Source organism: Maricaulis sp. (assembly GCF_048269565.1).
Classification (GTDB): domain Bacteria; phylum Pseudomonadota; class Alphaproteobacteria; order Caulobacterales; family Maricaulaceae; genus Maricaulis.
Map to the genome: position 1 here is coordinate 51,333 of NZ_JBLXIK010000003.1, position 15,235 is coordinate 66,567.

The 15,235-nt window shown below is 65.8% G+C and carries 11 protein-coding genes; 6 read left to right on the forward strand and 5 right to left on the reverse strand.

Annotated features, from left to right (window positions below):
* The first annotated feature begins 83 nt into the window (after positions 1 to 83).
* Positions 84 to 695 carry a hypothetical protein gene (locus ACN0YL_RS07050; protein ID WP_417497496.1) on the forward strand — a complete coding sequence of 204 codons (612 nt, stop codon included), beginning with the start codon at positions 84 to 86 and terminating at the stop codon, positions 693 to 695.
* Positions 692 to 1,966, forward strand: coding sequence for an O-antigen ligase family protein (locus ACN0YL_RS07055; RefSeq protein WP_417492735.1), 1,275 nt, complete (start codon positions 692 to 694; stop codon positions 1,964 to 1,966). The genes ACN0YL_RS07050 and ACN0YL_RS07055 overlap by 4 nt, the downstream gene beginning before the upstream one ends.
* Here the strand turns inward: ACN0YL_RS07055 and ACN0YL_RS07060 are convergent.
* Genes ACN0YL_RS07060 through ACN0YL_RS07075 form a run of 4 tightly spaced genes read right to left on the reverse strand, consistent with a single transcriptional unit; the run spans position 1,963 to position 6,072 of the window.
* Positions 1,963 to 2,910, reverse strand: a complete 948-nt coding sequence (locus ACN0YL_RS07060) for a glycosyltransferase family 2 protein (protein ID WP_417497497.1) — start codon at positions 2,908 to 2,910, stop codon at positions 1,963 to 1,965. The genes ACN0YL_RS07055 and ACN0YL_RS07060 overlap by 4 nt on opposite strands.
* Positions 2,907 to 3,674 carry a polysaccharide deacetylase family protein gene (locus ACN0YL_RS07065; protein ID WP_417497498.1) on the reverse strand — a complete coding sequence of 256 codons (768 nt, stop codon included), beginning with the start codon at positions 3,672 to 3,674 and terminating at the stop codon, positions 2,907 to 2,909. The genes ACN0YL_RS07060 and ACN0YL_RS07065 overlap by 4 nt, the downstream gene beginning before the upstream one ends.
* Positions 3,674 to 4,618, reverse strand: coding sequence for a glycosyltransferase family 2 protein (locus tag ACN0YL_RS07070; protein WP_417497499.1), 945 nt, complete (start codon positions 4,616 to 4,618; stop codon positions 3,674 to 3,676). Before ACN0YL_RS07070 ends, ACN0YL_RS07065 begins: the two co-directional genes overlap by 1 nt.
* A gap of 2 nt (positions 4,619 to 4,620) precedes the next feature.
* A complete protein-coding gene (locus ACN0YL_RS07075; RefSeq protein WP_417497500.1) occupies positions 4,621 to 6,072 on the reverse strand; it encodes a lipopolysaccharide biosynthesis protein in 1,452 nt (483 codons plus the stop codon).
* Between the two features lie 163 nt (positions 6,073 to 6,235).
* On the opposite strand from ACN0YL_RS07075, the gene ACN0YL_RS07080 reads away from it, so the two are divergent.
* Together ACN0YL_RS07080 and ACN0YL_RS07085 are read left to right on the forward strand one after the other, a co-directional pair.
* Positions 6,236 to 7,315: a GNAT family N-acetyltransferase gene (locus tag ACN0YL_RS07080; protein WP_417497501.1), complete on the forward strand. Its 1,080-nt coding sequence runs from the start codon at positions 6,236 to 6,238 to the stop codon at positions 7,313 to 7,315.
* The gene (locus ACN0YL_RS07085) at positions 7,312 to 8,514 is read left to right on the forward strand and encodes a glycoside hydrolase family 5 protein (RefSeq protein ID WP_417497502.1); all 1,203 of its coding nucleotides are present in this window, start codon (positions 7,312 to 7,314) and stop codon (positions 8,512 to 8,514) included. The genes ACN0YL_RS07080 and ACN0YL_RS07085 overlap by 4 nt, the downstream gene beginning before the upstream one ends.
* 33 nt (positions 8,515 to 8,547) lie before the next feature.
* Here the strand turns inward: ACN0YL_RS07085 and ACN0YL_RS07090 are convergent, their stop codons facing one another.
* A complete protein-coding gene (locus tag ACN0YL_RS07090; protein WP_417497503.1) occupies positions 8,548 to 10,029 on the reverse strand; it encodes an exopolysaccharide biosynthesis polyprenyl glycosylphosphotransferase in 1,482 nt (493 codons plus the stop codon).
* A 239-nt stretch (positions 10,030 to 10,268) separates the two neighbouring features.
* On the opposite strand from ACN0YL_RS07090, the gene ACN0YL_RS07095 reads away from it, so the two are divergent.
* Positions 10,269 to 11,879 carry a SulP family inorganic anion transporter gene (locus tag ACN0YL_RS07095; protein WP_417497504.1) on the forward strand — a complete coding sequence of 537 codons (1,611 nt, stop codon included), beginning with the start codon at positions 10,269 to 10,271 and terminating at the stop codon, positions 11,877 to 11,879.
* 107 nt (positions 11,880 to 11,986) lie between these two features.
* Positions 11,987 to 15,202 carry an amidohydrolase family protein gene (locus tag ACN0YL_RS07100; protein ID WP_417497505.1) on the forward strand — a complete coding sequence of 1,072 codons (3,216 nt, stop codon included), beginning with the start codon at positions 11,987 to 11,989 and terminating at the stop codon, positions 15,200 to 15,202.
* The last annotated feature ends 33 nt before the right edge of the window (positions 15,203 to 15,235 follow it).

Here is a 15,235-nt window from a genome sequence, read left to right on the forward strand (position 1 = left end):
GTTAACCGTGTTGGCCGCACTCTTGGCGCACAGTGAGTCGACTCACGCCGCGCGCGAACCCGATGATGAATTTGACAGCCGAATTGTCCCAGCTGATCGATCAGCTTGAACCGATCGCCCGGCCCGGCGGGCAGGGGCGGGCCCTGATGGTGATGGGGTCACGGCCCGGCGCCGGCGCCTCGACTGTCGCCCGTGAACTGGCCCGTCTGGCGGCGCTGCGTTCCCAGCGCGGGGTCTGGCTCTATGATCTCGACTTTACCGGCAATGCCCAGTCGCGCGCCGCGCGCGTGCAGGGACCGGCCTTTGATGCCGCCCTCGGACGGGAACCGTTCTGGGCCCTCAAGACCGGGCGCGGCCGGGCGCGGATCGTGGCGCGCCAGTCGGTGGTGCCCAATCTCTTCGTCAGCGAATTGCAGAGCGAGCCCGGCGCCGTCGAGAGCGTCGGCCTGCGCGCGGCGCCGGATTACTGGTCGGCGGTGCGCGAAGCCATCGACCTGGCGATCATCGATGCGCCGAGCAATAGCGTTGCGCCGCTCAGCCTTGCCGCCGATCTTGATGGCGTGATCCTGGTCGCCGATGCCCGCGATCCCAACGGCGCCGGACTGCAGGCACGCCGGGCCGCAATCGAGGCCCGCGGCGGCGTCGTCGCCGGTCTGATCCTCAACCGGACGGACCGCATCCAGAGCGCCGCATGAGTCCGATCGCCGCCCGCGAGCCGCTCTTTCTGAGCGTGCTGCGACAGGCGCCCGGACTGCGCTCGGTGCGCTTTGTCGAGGCCGGTTTCACGGTGCTCGCCCTCTACCTGTTTTCCCAGGCCCTGATCGGGCCGATTTTCGCGCCTTCGGGCAGTGACGAGACCTCGGTTGTTCTGCGCCTGATGTGGCTGCCGATCTATGCCATCGCCCTCGTGCTGATGCTGGCGCGGCCCGGCGCTGCGCTGCGCACGCTCGGCACCAACCTGCCGCTGCTGGCGCTGATCGGCCTGATGGCGGTTTCGGTGATGTGGTCAGTGGCGCCGGACACCACGATCCGGCGGGCCTTTGCGCTGGCGATGAGTGCCAGCTTCGGGCTGTGGATGGCCTCGCGCTGGAGCTGGCGCGAGATGATCCTGCTGATCGCCACCACCTTTGTCCTGCTGGGCCTGTCCAGCGCCGCGATGGCGATTGCCGTGCCGTCGATGGGCATTGACCACGCTGTCCATGCCGGGGCGTGGAAAGGTGTGTTCTGGGAAAAGAACACGCTCGGGGCCATGATGGCCTGGGGTGCGGTCAGCGGCTATGCCGCCAGCCGCGTCGACCCGAAACACTGGCTGTTCTGGATGGGCTGTGCCGCGATGTGCGTGGCGCTGGTCCTGCTCTCGACCTCGAAGACCGCCCTGCTTTCCTGCCTGCTGGGAACCGGGATCGTGATCGGGATCGCGCTGTGCCGCCGCGGTTTCGGTTTTGCCTCCCTGATGATCTTTCTCGGCCTGACCGTTGGAATCACCATTGCGACCATCATGCTGATCGCGCCGGTCGAGGCGCTACAGGCGCTCGGCCGTGATGCGACCCTGACCGGGCGGACCGATATCTGGGGCGTGCTGATCGAGGAAATCCGCACCGTGCCCTGGACCGGCTATGGCTATATGGCTTTCTGGACTGCCGAGAATGGCCCGGTCTTCTGGGTGCGCCAGGCGACCCACTGGGACGTGCCGACGGCGCATAATGGCTGGATCGAGATCGCGCTCGCGATCGGGGTCCCGGGCGTCGTGCTGACGGCGATGGTCTATCTGCACGCTTTCCTGCGTGCAGTCGGCCGGATCTTCCGCGGACCGGAGACCTATTGGGCGCTGGCCTTTATCGCCATGGTGCTGCTGGTCAGCATCAGCGAGAGCAATCTCGTGCACCAGAATTCGCTCGGCTGGGTCCTGTTCGTCGCCACCTCGGCCAAGCTGGCCGAGCGCCGCGGCAAGCGCAGCCAGGACTAGCCGGCCGCGACGCTGTCGGGGTCTGCAAGGGCGGCCTCGCCGGTCTCGCCATAGAGTTTCGGCTCCATGCCCTCAAACCAGAACAGCTTGCCGGCGCCCTGGACGGCCTTGTCGAGCGCCTTGACCGCCAGCTCGCGCCGCAAGGGCATGGCCAGCAGCGCCAGCGGCGCGAACACCAGCATCTGGGCCAGTCCGACCGCCATCCAGAAGGCAATGCCGGCATGATCCGTGGTCGCGCCGCGTGCGCAATTCTGTGTCGCGCCCTGGCCGAAGGCGAAGCTGCGCGAGAGCAGGTGACCCCAGTCATTGCGCGCGGTGCCGACGACTTCGACGGCGTGGGCCCGGGCCGACCAGCCATAGCGCACACCCTGCTGCGCCAGCAGGGCGAAGAAGGCATCATCCTCGCCACCGGTCTGGTTGAGCGCGGTATCGAAAGGCTGGTCCGGCAGTTCAAAGCTGTCGCGGTCGAGCAGGGAATTACCGCTGCCATAGGGCGCGTCGAGCACGCTGTCGCTGGACGGGCCCGGTCGCGAATACAGGCGGGTTGCCAGCTGGCCGCGCAGGCTGTCGGGCTGATCGACTTCAGCGCGCAAGGGCCCGAACACCAGTTGCGCATCGAGCGTCTGCGCCGTCTGCATCAGGGCGCTGAGCCAGTCGACGCTGGCGACCTCGTCATCGTCGAGAAAGGCGATATAGCGGCCCTTGGCGGCGGCAAAGCCGGCATTGCGGGCATTGGCGACACCGGGCCGCGGCTCATGTACATAAACCACCGGACAGCGCGCCACGGCGCTGGCATTGGCGGCGATACAGCGCGCCGACGCTTCGGGCGAATTGTCGACAATGATGATTTCATCGGGGCGCAGCGACTGGGCCAACACGCTTTGCAGCGCCACACGCAGCCCTTCGGGCCGGCGGAAAGTCGGGATCATGACCGAGAGATTCATTGGCGTTCTCCGATTTTCGTCATGGCGGCCGCGACCGTCATCACGCGCGCACCGCTTTGCTCGACGGCGGCGCAGACCCGCTCAAGCTGGGCCGGCGTGCAGCCCCATTCAGTCGGTTCGTCCTGGACGTCATGCATGTAGAAGATCAGCCAGCCGGGATGCTGGATCAGCGAGCGGGCCGCATCGACGGCGCGGGCAATACCGGTCTCGCCGCCATCGATCGGCACGGATTTGAGCAGGGAACGGTCACAGCTGCCGCGATTGATCGCGGCGTGCACACCGCGCATCGAGCCGAAGCGCGTCGCCAGCAGGCGTTTCGCTGCCGGGGTCACTTCACCATAGGGATAGGCAAAGCTCTCGAGCTCGCCGTGATAGCCGAGCTCGCGCAGCGCCTGCAGATTGCGGTCGATATCGGCCAGCATCTCGCCGGCGCTGATCTGCGAGCCGTCCTGATGCGTATGGGTATGGCAGCCGATCTCGTGGCCGGCGGCGCCGAGCCGTTGCAGGTCGTCTGCTTCGAACATGGCGCCGTGGTGATTGCGGGTGCCGGCAAAGCCGGCGGAAGCGTAATAGGTGCCGCGCCAGCCGCGGGCCTCGAGGATGTCCGCGCCGGTTGTCGCTGCCGATTGCGGGAAATCATCGAAGGTGAAGCTGACGATCGCATGGTCGAGATCGACATTGAGCGGCGCCCGCGCGGCGATACGCGCCCAGCGCCGGCCAAGCTTGGAGATCAGGCCTCCGCCGGGATTATAGGGTGCATTCATCAGATCGCCTCCGCAGCCCAGCTGGCGCGCCAGAGTTTCAGCGCCGCCGCCCGCAGCCGCACCGGCGCCGCCTGGCTGTTGGCCAGCGCCGCCCACAGGCCGCGCAGCAGGCCCTGGCCGGGAATGGCGCCGAGTGTGCGCGCCACCCGGGCGCCGGGCAGGCCGGCCAGATGCGGGTGTTTCTTGAGCAGACGGGCATAATTGACGGCGCCATCACGGAATTTCTGCAGCAGGGATTCGGTGGTCTGCAGCCCGGCATGGCGCGCGGGATTGTCGAAATGGATCAGTTGATGCGTGCGCGCGGCGCGCACGGCCCAGTCGACATCCTCGAAGCCCCAGCCGGTGAAACCGGTATCGAAGGGCACGCCGCGCATGACGCTGGCGCGGACGAGAAGATTGCTCGAGCAAAAGGCTGTCGCCCCGATCAGGCTGCGCGCTGCGGCGTCCTTCTGGTCGCTGGTGCGGGCGAGCACGGCGTGCAGCTGATAGCGGCGGTCATCGGGCTCGTCGGTTTCGTAGCCGCCGAAGGCCGCGTCGAAATCATCCAGTTCCAGACGCTCGAGATAGGCGGCAAGGAAGGCGTCATTGCCCGGGTCCATATCGGCGTCGAGATAGAGCAGCCAGCGGCCGCGCGCCTGGCGGGCGAGCAGGTTGCGTCCGGCCGAGCGGCCAATGTTTTCCGCAGCGCTGATGAGGCGCGCCGGTGCGCTCAGGGCGCGCACGGCACGGCCAACGGCCTCGTTGAGACCCAAATCGGGACAGCCATCATCGAGCAGCACGATCTCGATATCGCGGCGAACGCCGATCAGCGGATTGAGCGCGGCGGCGAGGGCGGTCGGGTCATCGCGATAAAACGGCACGAGGATGGACAGCGTGATGCGGTTGGCATGCTGCGAGGCGGTATTGGTCAGTTCGGAAAATTGCGGCGTCGCGGGGTTTCGCATGTTCAGGCCTCCACCGGTTTCATCATTGCGCGTGCATCGGCCAGCCAGCTCCGGCAATCGGCCACATTCAAAGCGAGGGCGCAGGCGATATAGACGAGCGCGCCGGTCACACCCTGGGCGAGAAGCATCAACCATGCCGACTCGATGGCGGGCAGGGTCATCACGGCCATGGCCATCACCGCCGTTGCGGCGGCGGCCTTGAGCCAGTCGGCCCAGGGCAGCGGCAGCGGGAAGTATTTGCGGCCGAGCCAGGCGCAGACCAGCAGCGAGAGGAAATAGGCGATCACCGTCGCGGCTGCGGCGCCGGCAATGCCGAAGATCGGGATGAAAACCAGGTTGAGGCCGAGATTGAGCAGGGCGGCCGCGGCCATGATCGCCGCCATGCTGGCGGTCCGGCGCTTGAGGGTGAAGGCCTCGTGGAAATAATAGGTCATCATCCCCTTCATCAGGCCTGACAGGGCAATCCAGGGCAGGATGACGGCAGCCTGTTCACGCAGGTTTTCACCGATGATGATCGTCGTCAGCGGCACCGCGACCAGCGCGAGGCCGGCGGCGGCCGGAAAGGCGATCAGCGCCATCAGGCCGGCGGCGCGGCCGGCGACATCGCGGGCGGCCTCGGCGCCTTCGCTTTCGAGGGCCTTGATGGTCAGCGGCCAGACGGCGGCACCGAACCAGATGAAGATGATGTCGAGCAGCCGGTCGGCAAGGCCGTAGCCGGCGGCATACATGCCCACCGCGCCCTGGCCGAGAAAGGCGGCGATCAGGAAACGGTCGCCGACCGAGAGCAATTGTTCGAACACCAGCGAGGCGGAGACCGGGGCGCCGAACTTGGCATAGGCCTGGGCACGCACCAGCTGGCGGCGGCCCCCGGCGGCGCGGCGCAGCATCAGCGGCAAATCCACGACCAGTGCCACGGCGGCGGCGATCGCCATGCCCATGAAGATGCCGGCGGCGCCGAGATCGGTGGTGAAGATGATGCCGACACCGATGATGAAGCCGAGCATCAGCGATCCGGCCTCGAGGGCGGAATAGCGGCCGATCTCGCCGGCCGCGCGATGGGTGACGAGACCGATCTGCAACAGGGCGCGCAGCAGCAGCGAGATCGCCGCGAAGACGAGGGCGGTTTTCAGCCGCGCATCAAAGGGCAGGACGGTCAGCGCCGCGACGATCAGCACCGCACCGGCCAGCGCCATCAGCAGATAGAGGCCATAGGCGGTCGCGAGGTGATCGCCGAGCCGGCGCCGCGCTTCGGCCCGGGCATGGAATCGGGCAATCGCCGCCTCAAGCCAGGTGAAGGTCGCCATGTGGAAGAGCGAGAGTGCGGCCAGGGCCAGCGCGTATTGGCCATAGTCATCGGCCGAGAGCAGACGCGTGAAAATCGCGACGCCGCCGAAGCCGACAATGGCCTGTGTCAGTTGTACGGGAAGATATCCCAGAAGATGCCGTCCAAGCATGAAACGCTCCACTCGCCTGTAACGCGAAGCCTGCAAGATGGGTGCCGCGTGAAAGGGGATTGTCGCGAGACGCCCAGGCGTTCACCCTGCGATAAGGGCTGCTGCGCTATGCAGAGAGCGGGGGCGGCCCATCCGGGCCGGAAATGTGACTGGAATCAAGCCTATGGATGTTGGATCAAAACGACCCAGTGAACTGGATGCGGCCGAGAAACAGGCCTGGCGCGCCTTCGTCGCCGCCGATACGGCGCTGGCCAGCCCGTATTTCGCGCCCGAATTCGCCGAATGCTGCGAGGAGGCCCGCGATGATACGCGTGTGCTCATTGTGCGCCAGCGCGGCCAGATCACCGGATTTCTGCCGCTGCACACCGGCAGGCTCGGCTATGCGCGGCCACTGGGCGGCCCGATGGGTGATGTCCAGGGCGTGATCGCCGAGCCGGGCTCGTCCTTCGACCTGCAGGCGGTGCTGCGCCAGGGGGGCCTGCCCCTGTTTGCCTTCCATGCCGGCCTGTCGAGCCAGCAGCCCTTCCGCGAGAACGCGACCGAGATCGTCGCCTCCTGGATGCTGGACCTGTCCGAGGGATATGAGGCCTGGGAGACGCGGCGCGGCCAGGTCGACTCCAAGGCAATGCGGACCTTGCGCGGTCGCCGCCGCAAGCTCGGCGAGCTGGAGGAGGGCCATCGCTATGTGATGGAGGACCCCAGCCCGGAAGTGTTCGAGCGGATGATCGAGTGGAAGAGCCAGCAATACGCCGCCACCAATGTCTTCAACGTGTTTTCCGTCGCCTGGACCCGCAGGCTGCTCAAGGCGGTCCTGAGCCGCAAGGGCGAGTTCTTCTCCGGCAGTTCCTCCTCGCTCTATGTCGGTGACCGGCTGGTCTCGGTCCATATCGGCATGGAAAGCGACCGGCTGTCGCACTACTGGTTTCCCGCCTATCACGCCGACTATGCCCGCCTGAGCGCCGGTGTGCTGCTGCTGACCGAAGCGGCGCGCATGGCCGCCGGCAAGGGACATCTGGCGCTCGAGCTCGGACCGGGCGATTTCCAGTTCAAGCGCGACCTGTCGAGCTATCAGGTCGGCCTCGCGCGTGGCTGTATCGCCAATCCCTCGCTGCTGAGCACCACACGCAATGCCGGCGAGGCACTGACGCGCGCCGCCGAGACGGCGCCGATCGGTCCGGCGCGGCATTGGCCGGGCAAGCTGATGCGCAAGATCGACCGGCTCAGCGGGTTCTACGCGTTATGACCCAGCTTGACCGCCGCTCCGTTCTCGCTGCCGCCGGTCTGGCCTCGCTGGGCCTGCCCGGTTGTGCGCGCGCCGAAACCAGCCGGCTGGAGCTGTGGAACAATGCCACCGGGCCGCATTTGCGCGGCGCCGTGCTGGCGCAGCGGCGTGTCTTTCTCGAACTCGACGGTCCGGAGTTTCTCGGGCCCGGCCCGGTCGGGGTGCCGGTGACCGATGAGGCGCTGCGGGCGCTGGCTGCGGGCGGTGCCAATCTGGTGGTTCTGTCCCATCCCGGGACGGTCGCCGAATGGGCGCCCTATGTGCCGGATCCACGCGTCGAGGATCATCTCAACGATATGGTGCGGCGCTGCGAACTGGCCGGCCTGTATGTCGTGATCGGTTTTCGCACCGGGCCCGGACGCAGTGAGTTCACCTTCCATCGCGGCGGCGCCGGTTCCTGGTTTCCCGCCTCGATGATCAATGATGTTGTCTGGCGCTCGACCGAGGCCCAGGACGGCTGGGACATGATGTGGCGGCGCACCGCGATGCGCTTTCGGGATCGCGCCAATGTCGCCGGCTATCTGCTGATGGTCGAACCGAATGCCAACCAGGCCGCGCCCGGTCCGGATGGCGGTGATCTTGACCAGTGGGACCCGGCGCTGCTGGCCGAGCATGTGGCCGGCACACCTGCCGACTGGCCCGCTCTGGCGCGCCGGCTGGCGGCGGTGATCCGCGAGCATGATACCGAAACGCCGATCCTGGTGAATCCGGACGGCTATGGGCACAGCAGTTTTGCCGGCCTGCTCGATCTGAACAGCGCACCCGGCCTGGTGCTGGCGCTGCACGACTATAGTCCGCGCGCCTATACGCATCAGGGCCGCGGCGCCAATATCAGTTTTGCGCGCGGCGACGCGGAATTCCTGCCGCCCGATGCCGAGCGCTGGATGATGGGCGAGTTTGGCGTGGCCCGCTGGGCACCCAATGCCCCGCGCTATCTGCGCCGCAGGGTCGAGTCGCTCGAACGCGCCGGTGCCGGCTGGGCAATGTTCCGCTGGAATAGTGGCTGGCGCGGCTATGAAGACCGGGAAAACACTTTCAATCCGGTCTATGGCGCCAATCCCGACGCGGTCACGCCGGTGGACGAGGCACCGCTCGTGGCGACCCTGCAGGATCTGTGGCGGCGCAATCGCATCCGGCCGCAATCCCTGCTGCGGCGCTAGCGGCGCCGCGACTTCAACGCCATTGCGCCTGCGTCAGCGGATATTGATCTTGTCGCCGAGCAGGGCGGGCAGGGTGCGCAGCATGATCATGAAATCAAACCAGAAGTTGGCGCGAGCGATATAGTCGATATCCCAGCGGATGCGCTCGCGTGCGGCTTCGGGCGAATGCAATGGACCACGCGAGCCATTGATCTGGGCCCAGCCGGTGATACCGGGTTTGACGCGGTGGCGGTGGGCGTATTCGGCCACCAGTTTGGAAGTTTCCGTGCCACCGGTGCGCATGCCCGGCGCGTGAGGACGCGGTCCGACCAGCGACATCTCGCCGCCGAGCACATTCCACAATTGCGGCAATTCATCCAGGCTGGTGCGGCGCAGGAAGGCGCCGAGACGCGTGACGCGCGGGTCATCGAACTCGACCTGGCGGACCGCGCGGCTGTCGCGCTCGGGCGCGTGACGCATCGAGCGGAATTTGTAGACGGTGATCATGCGGCCATTGAAGCCTTCACGCTTCTGGCGGAACAGGGCCGGGCCGGGGCTTTCCAGCCGCACGGCGAGACCGATGACCAGCATGATCGGCAGCAGGGCGACGAACATGATCGAGCCGAACACCAGGTCCTGCAGCCGCTTGGCGATGAGATGACCGACGCGTTCCTCGACGCCGCTCATCCGCGCCGCCTGGACGCCCACCACGTCTTCCAGACTGGTGGTGTCGGGGTCGAAATGGTCGAGATCGAGCAGCAGACAGACTGGCTGTGGCAGGGCCCGAAGTTTGGTCAACAATACGCGAACCCGGTCCTCGGCCTTCTGGGTCACGGTCAGGATGATGCGGTCGACTTCGGGCAGGGTGCTCCAGTCAAACAGATCATCGGTGTCGCCCAGATAGGGCGTGCCGGCCAGTTGTGACGGGCTGCGCGCCTTGCGGTCATCGAAAATGCCGACGACATTGACGGAGCCCGAGCCCTTGTTGGCCGCGATCAGCTTGCGCGCATTGGCGGTCGCGCCGACGAGCACGACATTGCGTGCCAGCCGTCCCGCCTTGGCCCAATGCTCGATGAAGCCGGCATAGATGATGTGCAGCAGGGTCATGGCCGATGTCGCAGTGATCGTGAAACCGGCGAGCAGGTCGGTGGTGTGCGGCGCAGTCAAATGGGCCAGGGTCAGCACGGCGACGCCGCTGAGACCGACGGCGATGAAGGCGGTCAGCACGCGATAGACGACGATGCCGCGCGGATCGATCTTGTAGAGTTTGAACAGCAGCAACAGGGCTGGCGTCAGCGTGGCATAGGCGGCGAGCGGCAGCAGTTCGCCCGTCGGCACCTGGGTCACGGCACCGCCGGACACGGCAAGCGCGCCTGCGGCGCTGAGAATCGCGATGGCGAGGATGTCGATCGTCTGCATCAGATGACCGAGCGCCTTGCGATTGACGCGGTGCTGCGGCGCCCGGGCCCGGGCGCGCATCTGGGCTCGCGTGAGAGCTGCCGCATCAATCATCGCCGGGCGCATGAAATTGGTCATGTCGTTGGCCGGACCGCTTTGCGGTTGGCGTGGTGAGCTTGAATATTCCAAGGCCGGACCCCTTATTCGAAGTGGTCAGACTAGGGCAATGAACACAATATTCCGTTGAGAAGCGTGGTTAGCAAAGCCTTGACGCGCGGCGCATGGCAGAATTCCTGCTGGTCTTCTGCTGCGTTGCAGCATAGAAGCCGCCTCTGGCCTGCGCCCGCTGGCGCGCCGAAACCGAATGGACATTCCCGATGAACAAATCCCCTCTCGCCGTGTTCGCGCAACGCGTTTCCGCAACGGTTCTCAATCGCGGTGACGGTCCCGAACTGAGCCCGACGCGCATCTGGATCGAGGTCCTGGCCGGTCTGACCGTCGCGCTGGCGCTGGTGCCCGAGGCGGTGGCTTTCGCCTTCGTCGCCGGCGTACCGCCGCTCGCCGGCCTCTATGCCGCCTTCATCGTTGGTCTGATCACGGCTGTCTTCGGTGGCCGTCCCGGCATGATTTCCGGCGCCACCGGCGCGCTGGCCGTGGTGATGGTGCATCTGGTGGCGACGCACGGGATTGAATACTTGTTCGCGACTGTGGTCCTGATGGGGATCATCCAGGTCACCGCCGGCGTGCTGCGGCTGGGCAAGTTCATCCGCATGGTGCCGCACCCGGTGATGCTCGGCTTCGTCAACGGCCTCGCCATCGTGATCTTTCTCGCCCAGCTCGACCAGTTCAAGGTCGTCAATGAGAGCGGCGAGCATGTGTGGATGACCGGCCTGCCGCTGGCGATAACGCTGGGCCTGGTCGCGCTGACGATGGCGATCATCCATTTCTGGCCGAAAGTGTCGAAATCCGTGCCGGCGCCGCTGGTGGCGATCGGTGTCGTGGCGGCCCTGGTCGTCGGCTTCAACATCCCCGTACCGCGGGTTGGCGATCTCGCCTCGATCGCCGGCGGCCTGCCGAGCTTTCACCTGCCGCTGGTGCCGCTCAATTTCGAGACGCTGGAAATCATCCTGCCCTATGCCGCCATTCTCGCGGCAATCGGTCTGATCGAAAGCCTGTTGACGCTCAACCTGGTCGGTGAGATCACCGGCAAGCGCGGCGGGGCGTCCCAGGAATGTGTCGCCCAGGGCGCCGCCAATATCGTCACCGGTTTTTTCGGCGGCATGGGTGGCTGTGCGATGATCGGCCAGTCGATGATCAATGTGAAATCCGGCGGCCGGCTGCGGATGTCGGGCATTGTCGCGGCGCTGTTCCTGCTCGTCTTCATCCTGTTCGGCTCCGGCCTGATCGAACAGATCCCGCTCGCCGCCCTGGTCGGGGTGATGTTCATGGTCGTGATCGGCACCTTCGCCTGGCAGAGCTTGCTCGTGCTGCGCCGAATCCCGCGCAATGACGCCTTCATCATCGTGCTGGTGACCGGCGTGACGGTGTATAGCGACCTGGCTGTCGCGGTGATCGTCGGCGTGATCGTCTCGGCCCTGTTCTACGCCTGGAATGCCGCCTCGCGCATTCATGCCCGCACCGAGATCAATGAGGCAGGCGCCAAGGTCTACAAGGTCGAGGGACCGCTCTTCTTCGGTTCCGCCACCGGCTTCATCGAACTGTTCGACATCGTCGGCGATCCGGCGCGTGTGATCATCGATTTCAACGAGTCGCGTATTGTCGATCAATCGGCCCTGCAGGCGATCGAGGATCTGGCCGCCAAATATGACGCCGCCGGCAAACAGCTGGAATTGCGCCATCTCAGCCATGATTGCCACCAGCTGCTGACCAAGGCCGGCCAGTTGATGGTCGATGCCGATGATGATCCGGAATACGCGCTGGCTGTGGATTACCAGGTGCGGCTCGGCCGCATGGGTGGGGCGCACTAGGCGCGGGCATCAACCGGCACAGTCCCCTTGTTACAGAACGGTTAGTTTGCCGCTTTGACGCGGCGGCTCTACTCTCCACGCAATCTTTGGATTCTTTGGGGGGTAAAATGACCCGTTTCATGCTCACGCTTGCCGCATCGACCATCCTGTGCACATCGCCCGGCCTTGCCTGGCAGGAGGCCGGGGCGGAAGACGCCGCCGCGCCCGAGGCTTGGGATGTCGCCAATCCCGGTCTCGAAATGCGCCAGGTGCCGCTCAATGTCACCGAAGGCACCTGGATGAGCCTCGATGTCAGCCCTGACGGTCAGACGATCGCCTTTGACCTGCTCGGCGATATCTACACCATTCCGGTCAGCGGCGGCGAGGCGACCAGTATCGCGTCCGGCATGCCGTGGGAAATCCAGCCGCGCTTCTCACCGGATGGCAGCCAGATCGCCTTTACCTCCGATCGCGGGGGCGGCGACAATATCTGGATCATGAATGCCGACGGCTCTGATGCCCGGGCGCTGACCGATGAGAGCTTCCGCCTGCTCAACAATCCGACCTGGCACCCCAATGGCCGCTATGTCGCGGCGCGCAAGCACTACACCACCGGGCGTTCGGCCGGTGTCGGCGAAATCTGGATGTATCACGTCCTCGGCGGTGGCGGCGTGCAGCTGGTCGAGCGGCCCAACGAGAATTTCCAGAAAGAGCTGGGCGAACCGATGTTTTCGCCCGACGGGCGCTATGTCTATTACACGATGAATGTGACCCCGGGTAACAGCTTCATCTACGCCCAGGATTCCAACACCGACCTGTTCGACATCCTGCGCTATGACCTGGAGACCGGTGAGACGTCGACCGCCGTTTCCGGTGCCGGTGGTGCGGTGCGTCCGACGCCGTCGCCCGACGGGCGCTATATGGCCTTCGTGCGCCGCGAGCGCATCCAGTCGACGCTGTATGTCAAGGACCTGAACAGCGGCGAGGAACGCCGCCTGGTCGACAATCTCGATCAGGACATGCAGGAGACCTGGGGCGTCACCGGCATGTATCCGAACATGGACTGGATGCCCGACAGCCAGTCTCTGGTCTATTGGGCCGGTGGCCAGATCCACCGTGTCGACCTCGCCACGGGCACGGTCAGCGACATTCCGTTCTCCATCAACGACACGCGCGACATTGTCGATCCGCCACGGCCGCAGGTCGAGGTCGCTCCGGCAACGTTCGAAACCCGCATGCCGCGCTTTGCCACCGCTTCGCCGGACGGCAGCCAGATCGTGTTCGAAAGTCTGGGCCAGCTCTGGGTCCGCAGCGCCTCGGGCGATGCGGCACCGCGCCGCCTTACGAATAATAATGGCGATCGCCGCGAACTCTTTCCGAGCTGGTCGGCCGATGGCCGCACCATCGTGTTCGCGACCTGGGACGACCAGGCGCTCGGTTCGATCCGCACCATTTCCGCGCGCGGCGGCCGCGAGACGGTGGTGACGCAGGAGCCGGGCCATTACCGCCGGCCGCGTTTCTCGCCCGATGGCGCCACCATCGTGTTTGAAAAGGGCGAGGGCGGCTATCTCACCGCACCGGAATGGTCGGAAGCGCCGGGAATCTACACCATTCCGGCCCGCGGCGGCGCCATGTCGCTGGTGACCGAGAACGGCGAGAGCCCGCAATTCGCCAATCGCAATGACCGCGTCTTCGTCACCCGTAGCGGTGATGGCGCCTCGCTCGTCTCGATGGATCTCAACGGCGCGCATGAGCGCACCCATGCCACCGGCGAGCTGGTCACCGAGTTTGTGGTCTCGCCGGCGGGCGATCATGTCGCCTACCGGCAGAATTACGACGTCTTCGTCAGCCCGCTTCTGCCGGGCCCGCAATCGGTCGGCGAGAGCCGCACGACCGGCGCCCTGCCAACGGTCGAGCTGTCAGGCAATGGCGGCACCTATTTCCACTGGAGCGATGGCGGCCAGCAGGTCAACTGGACCATGGGTCCGGTCTTCTATTCGGCGCGGATGGATGATTTCCGCCCCGATCCGACCGCTGGAGACGGCGAGGGCTATGAGCCGCCGACCGAGGGTGTGAACCTGTCGATGACGGTCACGGCCGACCAGCCAAGCGGCATCACCGCCCTGGTCGGAGCCCGCATCATCACCATGGCCGATGAAGACGGCGGTGTGATCGAGAACGGGACCATCATCATCGACGGCAATCGCATTGCCGCGATCGGGGCCGATATCGAGGTGCCTGAAGGCGCGCGTGTGGTCGACGTGGCCGGCCACACCATCACGCCGGGCTTCATCGATTCCCATGCGCACGGGCCCCAGGGCACGGATGATCTCATCCCTGAACAGAACTGGTCGGATATCGCCCATCTCGCCTTCGGCGTGACGACGATCCACGACCCGTCCAGCCGGGCCAGCCAGATCTTCTCCTCGAGCGAATACCAGCGGGCCGGCCGCCTGCTGGCGCCGCGCATCTATTCCAGCGGCGAGATCGTCTATGGTGCCCGCGCGCCCTCGGTCTATGCCGAGATCAACAATCTTGGTGATGCCGAGCAGCACGTCTTCCGCCTCGCGGCCCAGGGTGCGCATTCGATCAAGAACTACAACCAGCCGCGACGCGACCAGCGTCAACAGGTCGTCGCCGCCTCGATCGAGGCCGGTCTGCTGGTCGTGCCCGAAGGCGGATCCAACTACCATATGGACATGTCGCTGATCGCCGACGGCAATTCCTCGCTTGAGCACAATCTGCCGGTCTCGGCGATCTATGACGATGTTGTCAGCCTCTACGCCCAGACCCATGTCGCCTATTCTCCGACCCTGGTGGTCAGCTATGGCGGTCTGGCCGGCGATCCCTACTGGCGCCAGGCGATGGATGTCTGGCTGCACCCGATCCTGTCGCAGCACGTGCCGCCGCGCATCCTGCAGGCCGGATCTGTGCGTCGCACCACGGCGCCGGAAAGCGATTTCGTCGATGATGACAATGCCCGCGTCTCGCGTCAGCTGATGCAGGCCGGTGTCGATGTCGTCATCGGGGCCCATGGCCAGCAAGAGGGCCTGGCGGCGCATTGGGAAATGTGGTCGCTGGCGCGCGGTGGCTGGACGCCGCTGGAAGTGCTCAGCGCGGCGACCGTCATGCCGGCCCGGCATCTCGGCTTCGACGCCGATATCGGCTCGCTCGAAGTCGGCAAGCTCGCCGATCTGGTGGTGATGCGGGCCAATCCGCTCGACGATATCGGCAATACCGACGAGATCGATTTCGTGATGCTCAATGGCCGTCTCTATGACGCCCAGACCATGAATGAGACCGTCACCGGCGACAATGACCGCCAGCCCTATTTCTGGGAGTAGATCCGGGCGCAAGTCTGGATGAGAGGGGGCGCT

What these genes read in the sequence shown, in the direction of transcription:
- ACN0YL_RS07070 (WP_417497499.1), bottom strand. Translation starts at nt 4,618, where the DNA reads ATGCGAAACCCCGCGACGCCGCAATTTTCCGAACTGACCAATACCGCC.
- ACN0YL_RS07065 (WP_417497498.1), bottom strand. Translation starts at nt 3,674, where the DNA reads ATGAATGCACCCTATAATCCCGGCGGAGGCCTGATCTCCAAGCTTGGC.
- ACN0YL_RS07100 (WP_417497505.1), top strand. Translation starts at nt 11,987, where the DNA reads ATGACCCGTTTCATGCTCACGCTTGCCGCATCGACCATCCTGTGCACA.
- ACN0YL_RS07080 (WP_417497501.1), top strand. Translation starts at nt 6,236, where the DNA reads ATGGATGTTGGATCAAAACGACCCAGTGAACTGGATGCGGCCGAGAAA.
- ACN0YL_RS07085 (WP_417497502.1), top strand. Translation starts at nt 7,312, where the DNA reads ATGACCCAGCTTGACCGCCGCTCCGTTCTCGCTGCCGCCGGTCTGGCC.
- ACN0YL_RS07095 (WP_417497504.1), top strand. Translation starts at nt 10,269, where the DNA reads ATGAACAAATCCCCTCTCGCCGTGTTCGCGCAACGCGTTTCCGCAACG.
- ACN0YL_RS07090 (WP_417497503.1), bottom strand. Translation starts at nt 10,029, where the DNA reads ATGACCAATTTCATGCGCCCGGCGATGATTGATGCGGCAGCTCTCACG.
- ACN0YL_RS07060 (WP_417497497.1), bottom strand. Translation starts at nt 2,910, where the DNA reads ATGAATCTCTCGGTCATGATCCCGACTTTCCGCCGGCCCGAAGGGCTG.
- ACN0YL_RS07075 (WP_417497500.1), bottom strand. Translation starts at nt 6,072, where the DNA reads ATGCTTGGACGGCATCTTCTGGGATATCTTCCCGTACAACTGACACAG.
- ACN0YL_RS07055 (WP_417492735.1), top strand. Translation starts at nt 692, where the DNA reads ATGAGTCCGATCGCCGCCCGCGAGCCGCTCTTTCTGAGCGTGCTGCGA.